The organism is Mycobacterium decipiens (assembly GCF_963853665.1).
Lineage (GTDB): Bacteria > Actinomycetota > Actinomycetes > Mycobacteriales > Mycobacteriaceae > Mycobacterium > Mycobacterium decipiens.
In genome coordinates, this window is record NZ_OY970459.1 from 4,523,434 (window position 1) to 4,540,724 (window position 17,291).

Consider the following 17,291-nt stretch of genomic DNA (forward strand, 5'->3'; position numbering starts at 1 on the left):
TACTACCTCCTATGAGAAAGTGCGGTAGCTGCCTGCGCGGCAACGTGTTTCGCCGCGACAAAGCCGAAGGTCATGGCTGGCCCGATGGTCGCTCCGGCGCCGGCATAGCTGCGGCCCATCACCGGCGCGGCGGTGTTGCCCACCGCATACAGACCGCGGACCACGGTGTCATCCGGCCGTAGTACCCTGGCATGCTCATCGGTGCGAAGACCGCCTGATGTCCCGAGGTCGCCGAGCACCACGCGAAAGGCGTAGTAGGGCGGATCGCCGAGCGGATACAGGTTGGGGTTGGGCAGGGTCGGGTCCCCGTAGTAGTTGTCGTAGACGCTGTCACCCCGATGGAAATCATCGTCGTGACCCTTGCGCGCCAATTCGTTGAAACGCAGCGCGGTTCTACGCAGTTGGTCCGCCGGTACCCCGATTTTGGTGGCCAGCTCGTCCCAGTTCATCGCGGTCTGGACCACGCCCGACCGCAACCAGGCCGACGGGACCTTGCGTCCGGTCGGCACCGGCGCGCCGGGAATCTTCGGTATCGGCAGGTGGCCCGCGACAACGTAGCGGTTCAACGACCGCTGATCGGTGATGAGCCAGCACGGGATGTGCGCTACCCCAGACTGCTGACCGTCGAGCATGGCGTGGCCGAAGTCCATGTACGGCGCCGCCTCGTTGCCGAACCGCTTGCCTTCGCCGTTGACGATGAACTGGGCCGGCATCATCCGCTCGTTGAGCATGAATTGCATTCGGCCGTCCGGCCATTGCATGGCGGGAAACCACCAGGCCTCATCGAGCAGGTCCGTTGCCGCGCCGACCTGCCGGCCGGCCCGGATACCGTCGCCCATGGCCGCGGGATTGCCGAAACTCCAGTCCTGGTCCACGCCGGGTTGATGCTCTCGACGCCAGGCCAGGTCGTGATCGAATCCGCCGGTTGCCAGGATCACCCCGTAGCGAGCCCCGATCCGCTTGCTATTGCCGTCTCGATTCACCAGCGCACCGGTCACCGATCCGGTGGCGTCGGTGAGCAGCTCGGTCATCGGCGAGTCGAGCCAGAGCCCAATGCCGCGTTCCTTCATCGCCAACCGTAGCCGCGCGACCAGCGACTGTCCGATCGCGGCTATCTGCTCGCCGAGCACCCGCGCCCGGACCATCCGGGCAATCAGCCTCAGCAACACCATCTTTCCGCCCCAAGACTGACGGACGCGGTAGAACGACCGAAGTTCGTTGGGACCCAGCCAGATTCCTCTGGGAGCCAGAGTCAGCGGTTTGAGCAGGGTAGGCTCGTCGGTGCCCAAGGTGCGCAGATCGATGGGCGGCACGTTGATGGTGCTGCCCAATTCGGACCCGCCGGGCAGCTCCGGATAGTAGTCGGCATAGCCGGCCTTCCAGACGAACTCCAGCCACGGACTGAGCCGCTCCAAAAACTCGAGCATCTGCGGGGCGGCGGCCACATACTGTCGTATCCGCACCTCGCTGACCAGGCCATCGGTGATCCGCCGCAGATAGTCGACCACACCATCCGGAGCCGGCGCGTACCCCGCTCTGCGCTGGGCGGGTGCACCCGGAACCCAGATGCCGCCACCCGACAGGGCGGTAGAACCGCCAAAACAGTTGGACTTCTCCACGATCAACGTCGACAGCCCGCAGGCATCCGCGGTAAGGGCGGCGGTCATGCCGCCACCGCCAGAGCCGACCACGAGCACATCGACGACGTGGTCGAACCCGTCCCCAAGGTCTGGGGCATCCGCACCGGCAGTGGTCATTGGCTCGTCGCCGCCGTTCTGATAGCGAACCCGGCGATCAGTTCAGCGGCCTGCTTGTAGTAGCGCACCGTGGTCCGGTACGGCCCTGCCGTTGCCAAAGCCGCGAAAGCGGCTACCCACGTTCTGATTTCATGCGCCGAGCTGCCGCCCTCGTGAATCACGAATGTGTTCGACCAGCCATCCAGATCGGCGAGATGGCCCCCATCAACGATTTCCAGGAAGTGCTGATCCCAGGCCGGGTTGAGGGGTGCAAGGTTGCTCCGTCCGGCGGCGAAGCTCTTGGCCGCGTCGATTACCGCGCGCTGCCGGGCTTGGAGCTGCTCGGGGTTCATCGGTTCGCCGTTCACGATCCGCGCCCACACCGCCGGATGGGCGCTCTCCAGCGTCGGCACCGGGGGACTGTGCGAAAGCCCACCGGATCCGATCAGCAGCACCCTCTTGTCCAGGGTTGCCAAGAATTCGCCCACCGCGGTACCCAGTGCTCGGCAACGATGCAACGGCCCAAGGGGCGCAGCGATCGCATTGATGAAGATCGGTATCACCGGGTGCGAGGTGGCCGCGCCGAACAGCTTCTCCAGCGGCTGCACGGTGCCGTGATCCACGTCCATGCTCGCCGATACCGCGACGTCAATACCCGCACCGAGGATGGCTTTCGCGCAGTCCGCCGCGATGCCTTCGGCAACGTCGAGCGGACCGGCCTGGGTGCCAAAGTCACCAACACCGTTGGCGTGCATACCGATACAGAATGGTGGCATCACCTTGTAGAAGAATCCGTTGTAGTGGTCCGGCGAGAAGATGACGACGAGTTCGGGCTGGTAGGCGCGGACGAACTCACGCGCCTGGGCGATCCCGGCATTGACGTCGTCAAGCAGGTCCTGCGGCGGCCCCGGTAGATTCAGGAGCGGGCTGTGGGACATACAGCACAGAGCTAGTGGCACTTGGCAACTCACCCCCTCCCGGTGTGAGATCCAGAGCGTCCATTAGCGCCGCGCTTCGCTCGGGCGCAAGCTGGGCGATACATGCCGCGGCGATGCACCGGTCGGGGCGCAGGAACAACACCGATTCCGGGTGCGAGTCGAACCAGGTCTTGAGGTCGCCAGTGCGGTCACCGACGATCGTCACGTCGGGATCATCGTGCCCGGTCCAGTCCAACTGAACCAGTGGCCGCACGGCAACAAAGCGCGCACCCAACGCCTTCCACACCGCGAACGCGCCAGCGCCAAGGATCTGGCGCGGGCTGTTGTTCCAGCACAGAACCGCGAACCAAGGACCCAAGACGTCGTCCAGCAGGACATTCGGCTGCGTTCGGGTATCAACCCTGGGCTGGATGAACAACGTACCGACCGGGGATGCGGTGCGGCGTGGACCGGAATGCAGCACGGCTCCGCGCTCGTATCGCGGCATCGGTTTGAACCGCATCTCGAGCACATATCGCTTGAGAGAAGGAACAATTGAGGCGGCGCGCACAATCAGGTCCCGCGCGCCGGCAACTCTGCGATCCGTCGGTGAGATCACCCGCCCCACCATGGTGGAGAGGTCGATCATCGCTCGAGCGTGTTTGCGCCGCTCGGCGTCGTAGGTGTCGAGTAGCCGATCGCCGGCGTGTCCGGTCACCACCGCGGCAAGCTTCCACCCCAGATTCGCTGCATCCCGGATACCGCTGTTGTAGCCCTGCCCCTGCCATACCGGCATCAGGTGCGCTGCGTCCCCGGCCAACAGCAACCGGCCGCTGCGGAAGGCACCGGCGATCCGCGAATGGTGGGTATACACCCGGCGACGGATCACCTCGACCCGATCCGGATGGGGCACCACCCGTGCCAGCATGCGGGTCAGGAACGCCGGATCCGCAGCCTGCTCATCGGACTCGTCGGCATGGATCATGAACTCGAACCGCCGGATCCCGTGCGCGATGGACACCGAGACATGGGGGCGCGCGGGATCGGCAGCCACCTCGCTATTCGGTTGGCCCAGAGGATCATTGGCGACGTCGACGACCAGCCAACGCGTCGGCGACGTCGTCCCGTCGAACGAAACCCCCATCATCCGGCGGGTGGCGCTGCGGCCACCGTCGCAGCCTACGACGTAGCGTGCCCGTACGGTCATGGCGTGGTCTCCGTGGTGGTCGTCACCGCCGAGTTCTACGCTGACCGCATCCGCGGTTTCCGCGCACGCGGTCATCGGATGACCCCACCACACCTCGACATGCTCGAATCTGTCTAGACCGCGCAGCAATTCAGCGTCGACGAGCGGCTGCACGAACCCGTTGCGCTTGGGCCAGCCGAAGCGCGAGTCGGCCGGAGCCATTTCGGCAAGCACTCGACGCTTGGCGTCGACGAAGCGCAGAATCTGGTTGGGCACGGTGTGCGGCAGGATGGGTTCGACCAGGCCGATCGACTGGAACGTCCGCAACGCCTCGTCGTCCAGTCCGACCCCGCGGGGATAGTCGATAAGCGTGTCCCGTTCCTCGACCACCACCGTGCGAACACCTTGCAGACCAAGGATATTGGCCAGCGTTAGGCCAACCGGCCCAGCGCCCACCACCAAGACGTCCCAAACTTCTCGGTCAGCCAGCTGTTGCCCGGTGCCGGCCATCAGTGGTCCAGCAGGAAGTCGAGATGCAGGCGGTTGAAGGTTTTGGCGTCCTCGTACTGCGGCCAGTGACCGCATCCGGCCATCACTTCGAAGCGCGCGCCGGGAATCATCGCCGCGATCCGCTGGCCTTCGACAACGTCGGCGGTGGGATCGTGGCTGGTCCAGAGCACCAGCGTGGGCGCGGTAATCGCCCCGTATTCGGCCGGGCCCAACAGATTGCGCGCCCGGATCCCCGGTTCCTGCAGCGCCATGATGTCCCGCATCGCCGCGGGGAAGCCCGGTTGGCGATATATCCGCTGCCGGCTGGCAACCAGATCGTCGTAGTCCTTTGATTTGTCGGCCATCAACCACTTGATGCGCGCTTGCACGGTCGCCCAGGCCGGGTTCTCGGCGGCCGCCATGGACAGCGCGATGATCCGCTGCATCACCTCGGGATCTGCCCGCGAACCACCCACCGTGTTCAGGACCAGCCGATCGACCGTGTTCGGATGCTCGATGGCGGCGCGTGCGGCCACCCAACCACCGAGCGACTCACCGGACAGGCTGACACGGTCCACCCCGATGGTGTCCAGGACCGCCATCAGGTGTTCGACGTAGTGGTGGATTTCCAGCGGGTGACCCGGCTTGTCCGTGTAGCCGTGGCCCAACATGTCGATCGCCCAGGTCCAGAAGTGCTCGGCGTGGGCGCCCAAATTGCGGACATAGGCCTCGGCGTGGCCACCGGCCCCGTGCAACAGCATCAACACCGCCTTGCCCGGATCACCGGCACGCAGGTAGCGGGTCCGCACTCCCGGTTCCCCTCCAGCCCAGAGATAACCCTGCTCAAACGCGACACCCTGAAGATCGCTCCACACGCTCTCGAACTGGTTCACAGTTCCTCTCCGGCTTCGCATGCTGAAAACGTGATTCTCATTTCTGGATATGTAATGTGCTAATATCGCACATTGATGTGCGCTATATATAGAGCTTCGCTCTCACTTGACGGTCTGTCAAGGTTGTGACGGGTTCGCAGACGCTGGCCAGAGGCCTCACCGCACTGCAACTGGTGGCGGCTTCCCCGTCGGGACTCACCATGCAGGAACTTGCCGACCGGGTGGGGGTGCACCGGACCATCGCATATCGATTGCTGTCGACGCTGATCCAGTTCCGACTAGTCACCAAGGGAGCCGACGGCCGCTACCGGCCGGCGGCCGGCCTCGCCGTCCTCGGGGCGGCATTCGACCACAATGTGCGCCAACTGAGTCTGCCCACGCTGCGGGCACTGGCCGACGACCTCGGCACCACCGTTTCACTGCTCATCGCCGAGGGAGACGAGCAGGTGGCTCTCGCCGTGATCGTGCCGACCCAGGTCCCCTATCAACTCGCTTTCCACGAGGGCAGCCGATACCCGCTGAGCCGTGGCGCCGCCGGGCTCGCCCTGCTCGCGAGCATGCCCCCGCGCCCGGGCGAACGCGACCTGGTCACCCAGGCCCGCGAGCGCGGCTGGATCATGACGTGCGGGGAGATCGAACCGAATACCTATGGCCTGGCCGTGGCCGTCCGTCGGCCGGCCCCGTCCCCACCGACCTGCATCAACCTCATCTCACACCGCGAAGACGTGGTGCTGCGCGGAAAGGACGCGGTGATCAAGGCCGCCGAGCAGCTGACTGTGCTGCTGAGCTGAAGGGATATCACGGTGAGCATGGATCGCGAAGTCGACGTCGTGGTGCTCGGCAGCGGCGGTGCCGGACTCACCGCTGCCCTGACTGCCGCGGTTGCCGGCGCGTCGGTGGACGTGTACGAAAAGGCCCCGACCGTTGGCGGTACCACCGCGGTGTCCGGTGGGATCGTGTGGATTCCCGCCCATAACCGTTGTCCCCAAGGGGAATTGACAGTGACGGACGCACTCCGCTACCTGCGCGCGCAGTCGTTCGGTGCGATGGACGATGCGCTGGTCGAAACCTTCGTGCGGACCGGACCGGCGATGCTCGACTTCGTCGAGAAACACAGCGGTCTGCGCTTCGAGATCACGACCGGCTTCCCTGATTACCGGCCCGAGCTGCCGGGCGGACACCCATCCGGGGGCCGGTCGATGAGCGCGGCCCCCTACGATCTCGCCCAACTCGGCGAATGGGCCGGGCGGATCACGTCATTCCCCGCCGATTGGTCCAATGTCGGCTTCGATGCCGAAACCAGAGCCCGCCTGCATGCGGACGCCGACGAACACTCCGGCAACCTGTGCGTGGCCGGCACCGCACTCGTCGCCGGCCTCCTGAAGGGTTTGCTGGATGCCGGGGTGACCCCATGCACCAACGCGCGCGCCGTAGAACTCATGGTCGACGCCGGAGAAGTCGCCGGAGTGCGGATCGCGCGACCCGGACAGAGCATGAGCGTGCGCGCTCGCCGCGCCGTCATCCTGTGCACCGGGGGGTTCGAATGGGATCCGGCGTTGGTGCAGGCCTTCCTGCGCGGCCCGATGCACGGTGCGGTGTCCCCGCCGAACAACACCGGCGACGGGCTGCGCATGGCGATGGCACGCGGCGCCGACCTGGCCAACATGGGCGAAGCATGGTGGGTGCCGATCGTACAAATCCCGGGCGACACCATCGACGGCCGGCAACGAAGTCGCAGCGTGCGGTTGGAACGAACTCGTCCGCGCAGCATCATCGTCAACCGGGCCGGGCGGCGGTTCGTCAATGAAGCATGCGAGTACAACTCGATGGCCGGCGCCTTCCACTACCTCGATCCCCGGGGTGGATACGTCAACGATCGCAGCTGGATTGTCTTCGACTCGGTTCACCTCCAACGCTACGGTTTTCTGGGCCGCACAGCTGGAGGTGCCCAACCGGTTCCGGACTGGTTCTGCGCGTCGGCCGACCTCACCGAGTTGGGCGCCAAGACCGGCATCGATGCCGCCGGCCTGATCCGCACGATCGAGGCATGGAACCACCACGTAGCCGCCGGCACTGATCCCGAGTTCGGGCGCGGCTCAAGTGCATACGACGGCTACTGGGGCGACGAGCGCGCTGACACTCTTGCCGGAAAAACACTCGGCCCCATCGACACCGCCCCGTACTACGCGGTGCCGGTCTGTGTGGGGGCAATGGGCACCAAGGGCGGCCCACGCACCGACCGTGACGGCCGCGTCTTGCATGTCAGCGGCCACCCCATCCCGGGTCTGTTGGCGGCCGGCAATGCCATGGCCGGCGCGACCGGCCGAGCCTACGGCGGCGCCGGCGGAACCATTGGTCCGGCAATGGTTTTCGGCTTCCGCGCCGGCCACGCCGCCGCTACCGGCAGGTCCGTTAACCGGCAGTAGCGTCGGTCACGGTTTCAGGGGCACTTCCACGCAGGCGTGGGCCCCGGCGGGGGTATCCAGGAAGACGAAAACTCCGCCGGCGGCATCCACGCGTGCCCGATGCGAGGCCAGGCCGATGTGTCCCTCCCCCAAGCGGCGGGCCATGGTGTCCCCGGTGACTCCGACACCATCGTCGGCCACGTCCAAAATACATTTCCCGTCGGTGATTCCGAGTCTGACCGACGCGGTGGTCGCTCGGGAATGCCGCACTACGTTGGACAGCAGTTCGCGAACCACACCAAAGACGATGGGGTCGATATCATTTCGAATCGGGTAATCGATATCGGTGGAGATCCTGATACCCGAACGCTGCGCGGTGAAGGCCGCCAGTTGTTCTACCGCCGGACCCAACCCAACCTGCTCAAGCACGGCCGGATGCAGCTCGAAAGTAGCCTGCCGCAGCCGTTCCGACGCACTCTGCAGTCCGGCCAACGCGCGTCCCACCCGCTCATCACCGGGAGCTACGGCATCCAGCTCGATGAGTTCCTGACGCGCGGCCAGCACGTCTTGCAGCGGTCCATCGTGAATGGCCTCCGAGATCCGCCGCTGCAGCACCTCCGAGGCCGTCATCGTCTGGGCCAATAGTTCCTCTCGTAACGCACTCAGGCCGGCCACCGAACGGGTATGCCGCTCCTCGATGCGGACCACTACCAGGGCCGTGCCGCACAGGAACGCATAGAGCGCGAACCGGAATATCGCCTCGGGCCATCCGATTGCGCTCACCATCACTGGATCTTGTAGCACCGCGACCGCGAAGCCGACGAGCGTGAAGACCAGCACCACCGCCGCCCGTCGCGTCGACACATCGAGGCCGACGAGGACCGGCAGCAAAATCATGATCAGCAGCGGATAGATGCCATCGGTGGACAGCAACTGAAAGCCGGTTAACGCCAAAACGTCGATGGCGGTAAAAGCAAATGGCTCCAACCGGCCCATCCGGACAAAACGTGGCAAAGCGATGAATCGCTGGACCAGCGAATACGCCAGCACCAGAGAACACAATGCAGCGAACGCGTAGACGGCGATCAGAACCGTTTGCTGTGTCCATTCGGATCGGCTGGTTCCGACGAGCATCGCGGCAATCATGAGCCCCACGACACCGGTCCGCAGCACCGAGGCGATTCGGTAGGAGCGCAACTGGTGCGCCCAGCGCACCCGTTCTAGTTCTACCGAGCTGGCCAATACCACTAGGACACCTAATCACGGCGACCGCCCAAATGTCCGAGCTTGCCGCAACCGGGGCTTAATAGTCCGCGCGGGGCGCGCGTGATACCCGCCTCGACCGAGGGTGGCGGTGGCGTGGAGCAAACTGTCAACATACGGATCGCGGGCTCTGACGATTGGCGATGGCTCGTTGTCAAAGAGCGGCTAAACTCATCGCTATGGTCGGCGCTTCATGAGCAGTCCCCAGCCCGAGAAAGTGCGCGTGGTGGTTGGCGACGATCACCCGTTGTTTCGCGAGGGCGTGGTGCGAGCGCTTTCGTTGAGTGGCTCGGTCAACGTGGTCGGCGAGGCAGACGACGGTGCGGCGGCGCTGGAGTTGATCAAAGCCCATTTGCCCGACGTCGCATTGCTGGACTACCGAATGCCCGGCATGGACGGCGCGCAGGTGGCGGCGGCGGTGCGCAGCTACGAGTTGCCAACCCGGGTGCTGCTGATCTCGGCGCACGACGAGTCGGCGATCGTGTATCAGGCACTCCAACAGGGCGCCGCTGGATTCCTGCTCAAGGATTCGACTCGCACCGAGATCGTCAAAGCGGTGCTCGATTGCGCCAAGGGCCGCGACGTGGTCGCGCCTTCGCTGGTCGGGGGTCTTGCCGGGGAGATCCGCCAGCGCGCGGCACCGATGGCTCCGGTGCTGTCCGCGCGCGAGCGCGAGGTGCTCAACCGCATTGCACGCGGTCAAAGCATCCCCGCGATCGCAGCCGAGCTATACGTGGCACCGTCGACGGTAAAGACCCATGTGCAACGGTTGTACGAGAAGCTCGGCGTAAGCGACCGCGCCGCCGCGGTCGCCGAGGCGATGCGGCAGGGGCTGCTTGACTGACTCGAACCCGACCACGCACTCGCTGCACCGGAACTGGCTCGCCTGTAGGCGATTTCGTGCTTCATCGATAGCTACCCTGCCCGCGGGTTGGTATCAGCGATAACCACGGAACGCAGACTCAGCGCTTGAGGGGGAGTTCCACGCAGACATGCGCGCCCGCGGGCGTATCCAGGAAGACGAATGTTCCGCCGGCGGCATCGACACGGGCCCGATGCGAGGCCAGGCCGATGTGTCCTTCTCCCAGGCGGCGCGCCATGGTGTCACTGGTCACTCCCACGCCGTCGTCGGCCACGTCCAAAACGCAGATGTCGTCGGTGATCCCGAGCCTGACAGAGGCAGTGCGCGCCCGCGAATGTTGCACCACATTGGACAGCAGCTCACGAACCACGCCGAACACGATTGGGTCGATCGCGTTGCGAATCGGGTAGTCGACATCGGTCGAGATTTCGATGCCCGTGCGCTGCGCGGTGGAAGCCGCCAGCTGCGCTACCGCCGCCCCCAACCCGACCTGCTCAAGTACCGCAGGATGAAGCTCAAAGGTGGCTTCTCGGAGACGTTCTGATGCGGCCTGCAGACCGGCCAGTGCGTGCGCGACGCGTTCGTCGCCCGGGAAGACCACATCCAATTCAACGAGGTCTTGGCGCGCTGCTAGCACGTCCTGTAGCGGTCCGTCGTGGATGGCTTCCGAAATCCGGCGCTGCAGCACCTCCGAGGCCGTCATCGTCTGGGCCAGCAGTTCCTCCCGCAACGCGCTCAGGCCCGCGACGGAGCGAACATGCCGCTCCTCGATGCGCACGACCAGCAACGCGGTGGCGCACAGGAACGCATAGAGCGCGAGGAGGAATACGGTATCCGGCCAGCCCGCCGCGCCGAGCAGTACTTGGTCGTGAATCCCGCCGACGGCGAATCCGATGAGTGTGAAGGCCAGCACCACAGCCGCTCGTCGCGTCGACACATCGAGGCCGACGAGGACCGGCAGCAAGGTCATGATCAGCAGCGGATAGATTCCGTCGCTGGACAGCAGCTGAAAGCCCGTCAGCGCCATTACGTCGATGGCGGTGGAAGCGATGAGCACCAACCGGCCCATTCCGGCCAGCCGGCCCAATCCAACCCATCGGCGCACCGGAGTGAAGGCCAACAGCAGGGCACACACCGCAGCAGACGCATAAAAGCCGACCAACACTGTTTGCTGCGCCCATTCTTCCTCGGGGGCGCTAACGACCATGGCGCCGACCATGAACGCCAGGACACCGATCCTAAGCACAGAAACAATTCGATAGGCACGCAATTGATGACGTGTGCGCACCCGAACCAGTTCCACGTCGCTGGTCACGGTCACCGGAAACACCGTACTCACCCACGCGGTTCACCGCCGGACTGGCAGCAAGCCGGCACGGTGCCGGCCGATCAAGAAGCCGAGGTCGGAGGTCCTTCGATGGCGTGCGCCTGCCAAAAATATGCGCTGGACTGCGGCGTTGTCGGCACGCGAACTTCCGATCATGGCGAGTATTACCGTGGCGTCGAGCAATCCCGGCCAAGCGATTGCTACTCGACCCGGCCAGCACAACAAAGCGCCCGGAATTCGACCGCACAGACTGTCCACTGATCGGTGGAACAACGGCTCCGACCGTCGGGGGACGCGTAGTTCAACCCGTGCGCGGCCCAGTTAGCCGACAGACAAATGGCGTATTGACAAGGCACGGTGGTTGTGTTGTCAGGGGGCCGGAGTCGATCCCAACGACCAACCGGAGCATCGAGGTAAGAACGTGAACCGTGTAAGCGGCCTATGCCGATGGACCATGACGGCCGTCAAAGAGCTCAGTTACGAGATCGTTGAGACCGCCGATATCTTCAATCCGAGCAACCCCGAGTTGGGGCGACAGCCCGGTGATCGTCCGAACGAGGCCACCCGCCTGGTGCTGATGGATGAGGCCGTGGAACGGCTTTTCGGTAGCCGCATCCGGGCATATTTCACCGCCAACTCCATCTCGGCCTCATATCTGGTACTGCCCAGCGGGGACGAAAACAAGATCATCGAGAACGTCCTTCACGTGGCGAGCAGGCTCAATGAGATCGGCACGCCTCGGGTCGGCAGCCCCCCGATCGCGATCGGCGGTGGGACCCTGCAGGACATGGCCGGAATGGCGTCCAGCCTGTATCGACGCGGCATCCCCTACGTGCGGGTGCCCACGACCCTGCTGGGCCAGATCGACGGCAGTGTGTCGGCGAAAACGGGTGTGAACCACGAGGGGTTCCGCAACCGCCTGGGCACATTCGCACCTCCGCCGCGCACCCTGATCGACCGGGGCTTGCTCGCTACCCTGCCCGAGCGGCAGATCAGCAGTGGATTGGGCGAGGCACTCAAGATGGCGTTGATCAAGGACGCTCGCCTGTTCGAGATCCTGGAGGCCCATGGCCCTCAACTCGTCGCCGAGCGCCTGCAGGACCCCGGGCAAGTCGGTCCGGGTATCCCGCCCGGGCAGGAGGTCATGCAGCGATCGATCGCCGGAATGGCCGAGGAGCTGCAGAAGAACCTGTGGGAAGAGGACCTGCAGCGGATTGTGGACTATGGCCACACCTTCTCGCCCATCGTCGAGATGCGGGCACTGCCGGAGCTGCTGCACGGTGAGGCCGTGGCGATGGGTTGCGTGTTCTGCGCCATCCTGGCCACCAACCGCGGGTTCCTAACCAACGTCGAGCTGGGCCGCATCGTGGCGACCACCGTCGGAATGGGCCTCGCTCCGTCGCATCCGCTGTTTTGTGACGCCGAGTTGCTTATCGAGGGTTTCGCCGATACGGTCCGCCACCGTGGCGGGCAGCAGCATCTGGCGCTGCTGAGCGGGATCGGCCGGACCGTCTTCATCAACGACCTGACCGATGCCGAGATCGCCGACGCGGCGGCCGAAATGCGGCTCCTCCTGGAGATGCCCAACCCCGCCGGCTCGGCGGCACGATCACCAGCCGTGCCCCGCTCCATCTAACGCCGACATCGCCGATGCCAGACCCTGGCAACCCGGGGTCGATGCGGCGTTGACCCCGCCAAGAGGCAAAATGCCAAGGGAGTTCGCCGACAGGCAACGGAACTCCGGCACGGTGTTGCCACGATCCGACAAACGGACAGGAAAGGTGCCCAATCATGGCTGGCCCGCAGATTCACCACGTCGCTTTGCTAGTCGCCAATCTGGAGGAGGCGATCGAACGCTGGACGGCGGCAACGGGGTACACCTTCAGCCCGGTGGGTCGCTACTGTACGGACCGGTACGTCGACAGCAGTGACCCGAAGCCGCATCACCACGACGCCCGCATTGCCTTCTCCAAGGAGGGTCCTCCCCACATCGAGCTGATGGAATTCACCGGGAACGGAACCCACTCGGTGGCCCAGGGAGAGGGTTTTCACCACCTCGGTTTCATGGATTACCCAAACGTCGAGGGCCGGATCACCGAGCTTGCCGAGCTGGGCTTCGGCCACGACGGAATGGCGTTGCAGGACGACGATCGAATCCTGTTGTTCTTCACCGACAAGGCCGACCTGAACGGTATGCGCCTGGAGTATGTCGCGGAGTTGCCGCAGCCGATCATCAAGGACGACGGCAGCGAGCCCTACCTCGACAACCGCGGCTTTCCGGGCCTGTGGCCACCGGAGAACGCCTGAGACCCAGCTGCCTTGAGCGGGCGGATGAAGGAGTTGCCATGACGATGACGAGTGCGAACGTATGGGTGGGGAAAAACCGCTTCGAAACGATCGAGGTACCGCTGCCGTCGCCGCCCGACGAGGGCCTAATCCTCGAAGTCACAGCGAACGGGATATGCGGTTCCGACCGGCATTTCGTCTCCACCGACCCAACGGTGCCAATCGTTCTCGGACATGAGATCGTCGGTACCATAGCCGCTTTCGGGACCGGCCACTCGCAACACGATGCCTCTGGCGAACCGCTGCGCGAGGGCGACACCGTGGCCCTGTTTCCCTGGGTGCCGTGTCTAAAGTGCTGGGGCTGCCGACGCTTCGGTCCCGGCGCCACCACCTGCAGCAATGCCTTCGTGTACGGCGTTCCCCCGGAGGCCATCGGGTTGGAGCCGCTGTCGAAGAACTCAGGCACCCACCAGCCCAGCCTGACCGGCGGATTCGGCAAGCACGTTGTCGTTCAACCCGGAACCTATCTCTGGCGGGTGCCCGACCATGTGCCGGCGGGTGTGGCATCGCTACTGGACCCGCTGGCCGTCGCGGTCCGCGGGGTCAACATCGCAAAGACGCCCGCCAATGTGCCGGAAGAGGTACTGACCTTTGATGCCACCGCGGTCATTCTCGGTGCGGGCGCGGTCGGATTGCTCACCGGTTTGGTGCTGCGCCACCTCGGCATCGGCACGATCATCGTGTCCGGGTCGCGGACCAGCAGGCTGGACGCCGCCCGCGACATCGGTATGGACGTGGTGATCGATACAGCGGAACTCGACGTGGCCGCGCGTCGTGAGGCAGTCATGGCGCAGACACACGGCCTCGGCGCTGACATCGTGATCGACGCGACCAACAGCCCCGCGGCGCTCGGTGAGGCCTTGGGTATGGTTCGCCGACTCGGCACCGTCGTCGAAGTCGGGAACATTGTCCCCGGCGACACCGGTATCAAGATCGATCCTGCGGTGGACATCTGCCAACGCAACGTTCGGCTGTTCGGTATGAGCTTCAACCCACCCCGCTCCTACAGCGAGGCCATGGCGATGCTGCGCGCGCATCCGAATATCGGGTTCGAGCGATTGATCACCCATTCGCACTCCTTCGACCACCTCGACTTGGCGTTCCAGGATCTGGCCGGCGACGCGGTCAAGGTCACGCTCACCGCGTAGCCGCGGGTGCACAAGGACAACGCAACCGTGGCAATAGTCGCAGCCGAACTCCCCGCCCGGCCCCGCCCGCTGAGGTGGCGGCTCTTCTTGGTCGGCGGATCCGCGGGAACCCTCTTCGGCTACTCCATCGTGGTCAGCAACGACGCCATCGAACCGATTCGGCAGCAATATTCACTGTCCGGCTGGGCGGTTGGAACGGTAGTCAGCAGCCTGATCGCCGGCGCGTTGATCGGTTGTTTGATCGCCGGACGCTTCGTCGATCGCCACGGTCATCGACTGGTGCTCGGTGTCGCCGGCGTCGTCGCCGCGACCGGATCCATTGTTTCGGCCCTGGCGCCCGGTGCGCCGACGATCACGATCGGCCGGCTGATTCTGGGTGCCGCGGTAGGCGTAACAACCGCTGTCGCGCCTACCTACATCGGCGAGATAGCCCACGTCCGGAATCGTGGGGCGATGATGGCCGGTTACCAATTCTCGATCGCGCTCGGGTTCCTTCTGTCTCTGACGGTCGGGGCGATCCTCAGCTTTGGCGACCACCAGTGGCGAATTATGCTCGCTGCCAATGCGATTCCGGCTCTCGTTCAGGCCGCAACGATGGCCAGAGTTCCGTCGAGCCCATACTCGCTGGTCGCACGCGGGTTCGTCGATCAAGCCCGCGAGTCGTTGATGGCAACTCGGCATCCCGACGAAGTCGCGGCCGAACTCGAAAGCATCGTCTCGGCTCATCAACGCCACGACCAGACAGACATCGGCACCCAAGCAACCTCCCTGCTGCGGCCCATCATGATCGCGATGGGAGCCGCGTTGATGGATACGCTCGTGGGGATCTGCGTCATCGTTCCCTACTCCACCGCGGTGTTCGCCATGGCCGGCGTTGGCGGCCGCGCCGGCGCGGAGGTTGCCTCGTGGTCGATCGGCGTCGTTGATGTGATTTCGACCGTCGTAGCGATGGGGTTGCTCACCCGGTACGGGCGCCGGCCATTGCTTACGGTCGGCTTGATCGGCATCATCGTCGCGCTCTTGGCGACCAGTGTCGGCCTGGTGGAGTCGGCATCCACCTACGCCGCCATAATCACGATCGTTGCCATGCTCACCTTTATGGCATGTCACGCGTTTTCGGTCGGGCCGATCGGGTGGCTACTGGTCGCCGAGGTCCTTCCCGCACGCATCAGGTCCCGCGGCAGTGGTGCGGCTATCGGCGTCAATTGGCTGGCGAACCTGCTGGTGGCACTTCTCTTTCCGATACTGGTGGGCAGTCCCGGCGTGCCCTACCGTGCCGCCATCGGGTTCCTGGCGTTCGCCGTGATCAGCGCCGGATTCTTGATCTTCGTTCGGGTCTGTGTCCCCGAAACCAGGGGGCTGTCCCTAGCCGAGGTGGAAGCGAAGTTCGCCGCTCGCACTGCCAAACCGGAGCGTCATGGCCAACCTGCAAGCTGAGAACGGCCCGCCAAGGGCGGCGGAGGTGAGAAACTGGGCGGGCAATGTTGCCTTCAACCCCAAGCGCCTGCACCGGCCGGTGTCCATCCGTGAACTCCAAGGCATTGTCTCGGACGCATCGCATGCCCGGGCGCTCGGCAGCGGCCACTCTTTCAATCAGATCGCAGTCACCGCAGGCGATCTCATTTCGGTCGACCGGCTTCCACCCGTGCTGGACATCGATCGCAGTCGGATGAGTGTCGAGGTCAGCGCCGGCGTCCGGTACGGGCAATTGGCAACGCACTTGCATCAAAACGGTCTGGCCCTGCACAATCTCGGCTCGCTGCCGCACATCTCCGTGGCCGGAGCGTGCGCCACCGGCACGCATGGTTCAGGAAACTCCAACACATCGCTCGCCGACGCCGTCACATCCGTCACGCTGGTCAATGCCGACGGCGAACTCATCACGTTGTCCCACGGCGATCCCGACTTCGATGGTGCCGCAGTTTCCCTGGGCTCGCTTGGCATCGTCACCAGCCTGCGCCTCAACCTGCTCCCCTCGTTCGACGTCGAACAATACGTCTACGACGGACTCGGCTGGGCCTCGCTGTTGGCCCACTTCGACAGCATTATGGCGAGTGCCTACAGCGTCAGCGTCTTCTCCCATTTCGACGAGACAAACAGGATCTGGCTTAAGCATCGCTGCGGCGATCCTCGCGGCGATCTGGCGCACCTCGCAGTGCATCCAGCCCTTACGAACCAACACCCGTTGGCCGGGTTGCCCGCCACGAACTGCACCGAGCAGTTGGGTGTCGCCGGGCCCTGGTATGAACGGCTTCCGCACTTCCGCACCGACTTTCGGCCCGCTACCGGCGACGAACTGCAGTCCGAGTATCTGCTGCCCAAGGCGCACGCGGTCGCGGCCCTGGAAGCCTTGCACCGGATCCGTGCCCGGTTGGCGCCCGCGTTGCTGATCTCTGAGATCCGCACCGTTGCCGCCGACGAGTGTTGGCTTAGCCCAAGCCATCACCGCGACAGTGTGGCCATCCATTTCGCGTGGCGCCCCGACATGTCCATGGTGATGCCCGTCGTCGCCGACGTCGAGGCGGCGCTCGCGCCATTTGACCCGCGTCCGCATTGGGGCAAGCTGTTCACCATTGACGCCGACCGGCTCCGCGACAGCTACCAGCGATGGAGCGACTTCGAGTGTCTCATGCGCGCCCTCGATCCGGGCGGAAAGTTCCGCAATGACCTCATTGACAGTTGCTTTCCACGTTGAAGTCCCGTGTCCGGCCGCCGGACG

14 protein-coding genes are annotated in these 17,291 nt (G+C 64.8%); 8 read left to right on the forward strand and 6 right to left on the reverse strand.

From position 1 onward, the window contains the following. Positions 1-2: 2 nt before the first annotated feature. Genes AADZ55_RS19900 through AADZ55_RS19915 form a run of 4 tightly spaced genes read right to left on the reverse strand, consistent with a single transcriptional unit; the run spans position 3 to position 5,221 of the window. Positions 3-1,757: an FAD-binding protein gene (locus AADZ55_RS19900; protein ID WP_085326300.1), complete on the reverse strand. Its 1,755-nt coding sequence runs from the start codon at positions 1,755-1,757 to the stop codon at positions 3-5. Next, complete coding sequence (locus tag AADZ55_RS19905; RefSeq protein WP_242670197.1) at positions 1,754-2,674, reverse strand: 3-carboxyethylcatechol 2,3-dioxygenase; 921 nt, start codon at positions 2,672-2,674, stop codon at positions 1,754-1,756. The genes AADZ55_RS19900 and AADZ55_RS19905 overlap by 4 nt, the downstream gene beginning before the upstream one ends. Continuing rightward, a complete protein-coding gene (locus tag AADZ55_RS19910; protein ID WP_085326296.1) occupies positions 2,622-4,349 on the reverse strand; it encodes a bifunctional 3-(3-hydroxy-phenyl)propionate/3-hydroxycinnamic acid hydroxylase in 1,728 nt (575 codons plus the stop codon). Before AADZ55_RS19910 ends, AADZ55_RS19905 begins: the two co-directional genes overlap by 53 nt. After that, positions 4,349-5,221 (reverse strand): alpha/beta fold hydrolase, encoded by an 873-nt coding sequence (locus AADZ55_RS19915; protein ID WP_085326294.1) that lies wholly within the window; start codon positions 5,219-5,221, stop codon positions 4,349-4,351. Before AADZ55_RS19915 ends, AADZ55_RS19910 begins: the two co-directional genes overlap by 1 nt. Before the next feature lie 125 nt (positions 5,222-5,346). Here AADZ55_RS19915 and AADZ55_RS19920 point away from each other — a divergent pair, with 125 nt between their 5' ends. Together AADZ55_RS19920 and AADZ55_RS19925 are read left to right on the forward strand one after the other, a co-directional pair. Beyond that, on the forward strand, positions 5,347-6,012 hold the full coding sequence (locus AADZ55_RS19920) for an IclR family transcriptional regulator (RefSeq protein ID WP_085326292.1): 666 nt from the start codon (positions 5,347-5,349) through the stop codon (positions 6,010-6,012). Between the two features lie 12 nt (positions 6,013-6,024). Beyond that, the gene (locus tag AADZ55_RS19925) at positions 6,025-7,647 is read left to right on the forward strand and encodes an FAD-dependent oxidoreductase (RefSeq protein ID WP_085326290.1); all 1,623 of its coding nucleotides are present in this window, start codon (positions 6,025-6,027) and stop codon (positions 7,645-7,647) included. 6 nt (positions 7,648-7,653) lie between these two features. Here AADZ55_RS19925 and AADZ55_RS19930 read toward each other — a convergent pair whose 3' ends face one another. Then, positions 7,654-8,874 carry a sensor histidine kinase gene (locus tag AADZ55_RS19930; RefSeq protein WP_085326289.1) on the reverse strand — a complete coding sequence of 407 codons (1,221 nt, stop codon included), beginning with the start codon at positions 8,872-8,874 and terminating at the stop codon, positions 7,654-7,656. 208 nt (positions 8,875-9,082) lie between these two features. On the opposite strand from AADZ55_RS19930, the gene narL reads away from it, so the two are divergent. Beyond that, the gene (gene narL, locus AADZ55_RS19935) at positions 9,083-9,733 is read left to right on the forward strand and encodes a two-component system response regulator NarL (protein ID WP_085326287.1); all 651 of its coding nucleotides are present in this window, start codon (positions 9,083-9,085) and stop codon (positions 9,731-9,733) included. Positions 9,734-9,851: 118 nt separating this feature from the next. Here the strand turns inward: narL and AADZ55_RS19940 are convergent, their stop codons facing one another. Continuing rightward, the gene (locus AADZ55_RS19940) at positions 9,852-11,072 is read right to left on the reverse strand and encodes a sensor histidine kinase (RefSeq protein WP_085326337.1); all 1,221 of its coding nucleotides are present in this window, start codon (positions 11,070-11,072) and stop codon (positions 9,852-9,854) included. A gap of 427 nt (positions 11,073-11,499) precedes the next feature. Here AADZ55_RS19940 and AADZ55_RS19945 point away from each other — a divergent pair, with 427 nt between their 5' ends. From AADZ55_RS19945 to AADZ55_RS19965, 5 genes are all read left to right on the forward strand, one after another. Next, positions 11,500-12,714 (forward strand): sedoheptulose 7-phosphate cyclase, encoded by a 1,215-nt coding sequence (locus tag AADZ55_RS19945; protein ID WP_207569124.1) that lies wholly within the window; start codon positions 11,500-11,502, stop codon positions 12,712-12,714. 155 nt (positions 12,715-12,869) lie between these two features. Continuing rightward, positions 12,870-13,385, forward strand: a complete 516-nt coding sequence (locus AADZ55_RS19950) for a VOC family protein (protein ID WP_085326283.1) — start codon at positions 12,870-12,872, stop codon at positions 13,383-13,385. Between the two features lie 38 nt (positions 13,386-13,423). After that, positions 13,424-14,572, forward strand: coding sequence for a zinc-dependent alcohol dehydrogenase (locus AADZ55_RS19955; RefSeq protein WP_085326281.1), 1,149 nt, complete (start codon positions 13,424-13,426; stop codon positions 14,570-14,572). A gap of 27 nt (positions 14,573-14,599) precedes the next feature. Further along, positions 14,600-16,009, forward strand: coding sequence for a sugar porter family MFS transporter (locus AADZ55_RS19960; protein ID WP_165759426.1), 1,410 nt, complete (start codon positions 14,600-14,602; stop codon positions 16,007-16,009). Beyond that, a complete protein-coding gene (locus tag AADZ55_RS19965; RefSeq protein WP_085326277.1) occupies positions 15,990-17,267 on the forward strand; it encodes an FAD-binding protein in 1,278 nt (425 codons plus the stop codon). The genes AADZ55_RS19960 and AADZ55_RS19965 overlap by 20 nt, the downstream gene beginning before the upstream one ends. Positions 17,268-17,291: the final 24 nt, after the last annotated feature.

Bases quoted from the DNA above. Each gene is read 5' to 3' on its own strand.
- AADZ55_RS19900 (WP_085326300.1), bottom strand. From the start codon at position 1,757: ATGACCACTGCCGGTGCGGATGCCCCAGACCTTGGGGACGGGTTCGAC.
- AADZ55_RS19905 (WP_242670197.1), bottom strand. From the start codon at position 2,674: ATGTCCCACAGCCCGCTCCTGAATCTACCGGGGCCGCCGCAGGACCTG.
- AADZ55_RS19910 (WP_085326296.1), bottom strand. From the start codon at position 4,349: ATGGCCGGCACCGGGCAACAGCTGGCTGACCGAGAAGTTTGGGACGTC.
- narL (WP_085326287.1), top strand. From the start codon at position 9,083: ATGAGCAGTCCCCAGCCCGAGAAAGTGCGCGTGGTGGTTGGCGACGAT.
- AADZ55_RS19950 (WP_085326283.1), top strand. From the start codon at position 12,870: ATGGCTGGCCCGCAGATTCACCACGTCGCTTTGCTAGTCGCCAATCTG.
- AADZ55_RS19955 (WP_085326281.1), top strand. From the start codon at position 13,424: ATGACGATGACGAGTGCGAACGTATGGGTGGGGAAAAACCGCTTCGAA.
- AADZ55_RS19965 (WP_085326277.1), top strand. From the start codon at position 15,990: ATGGCCAACCTGCAAGCTGAGAACGGCCCGCCAAGGGCGGCGGAGGTG.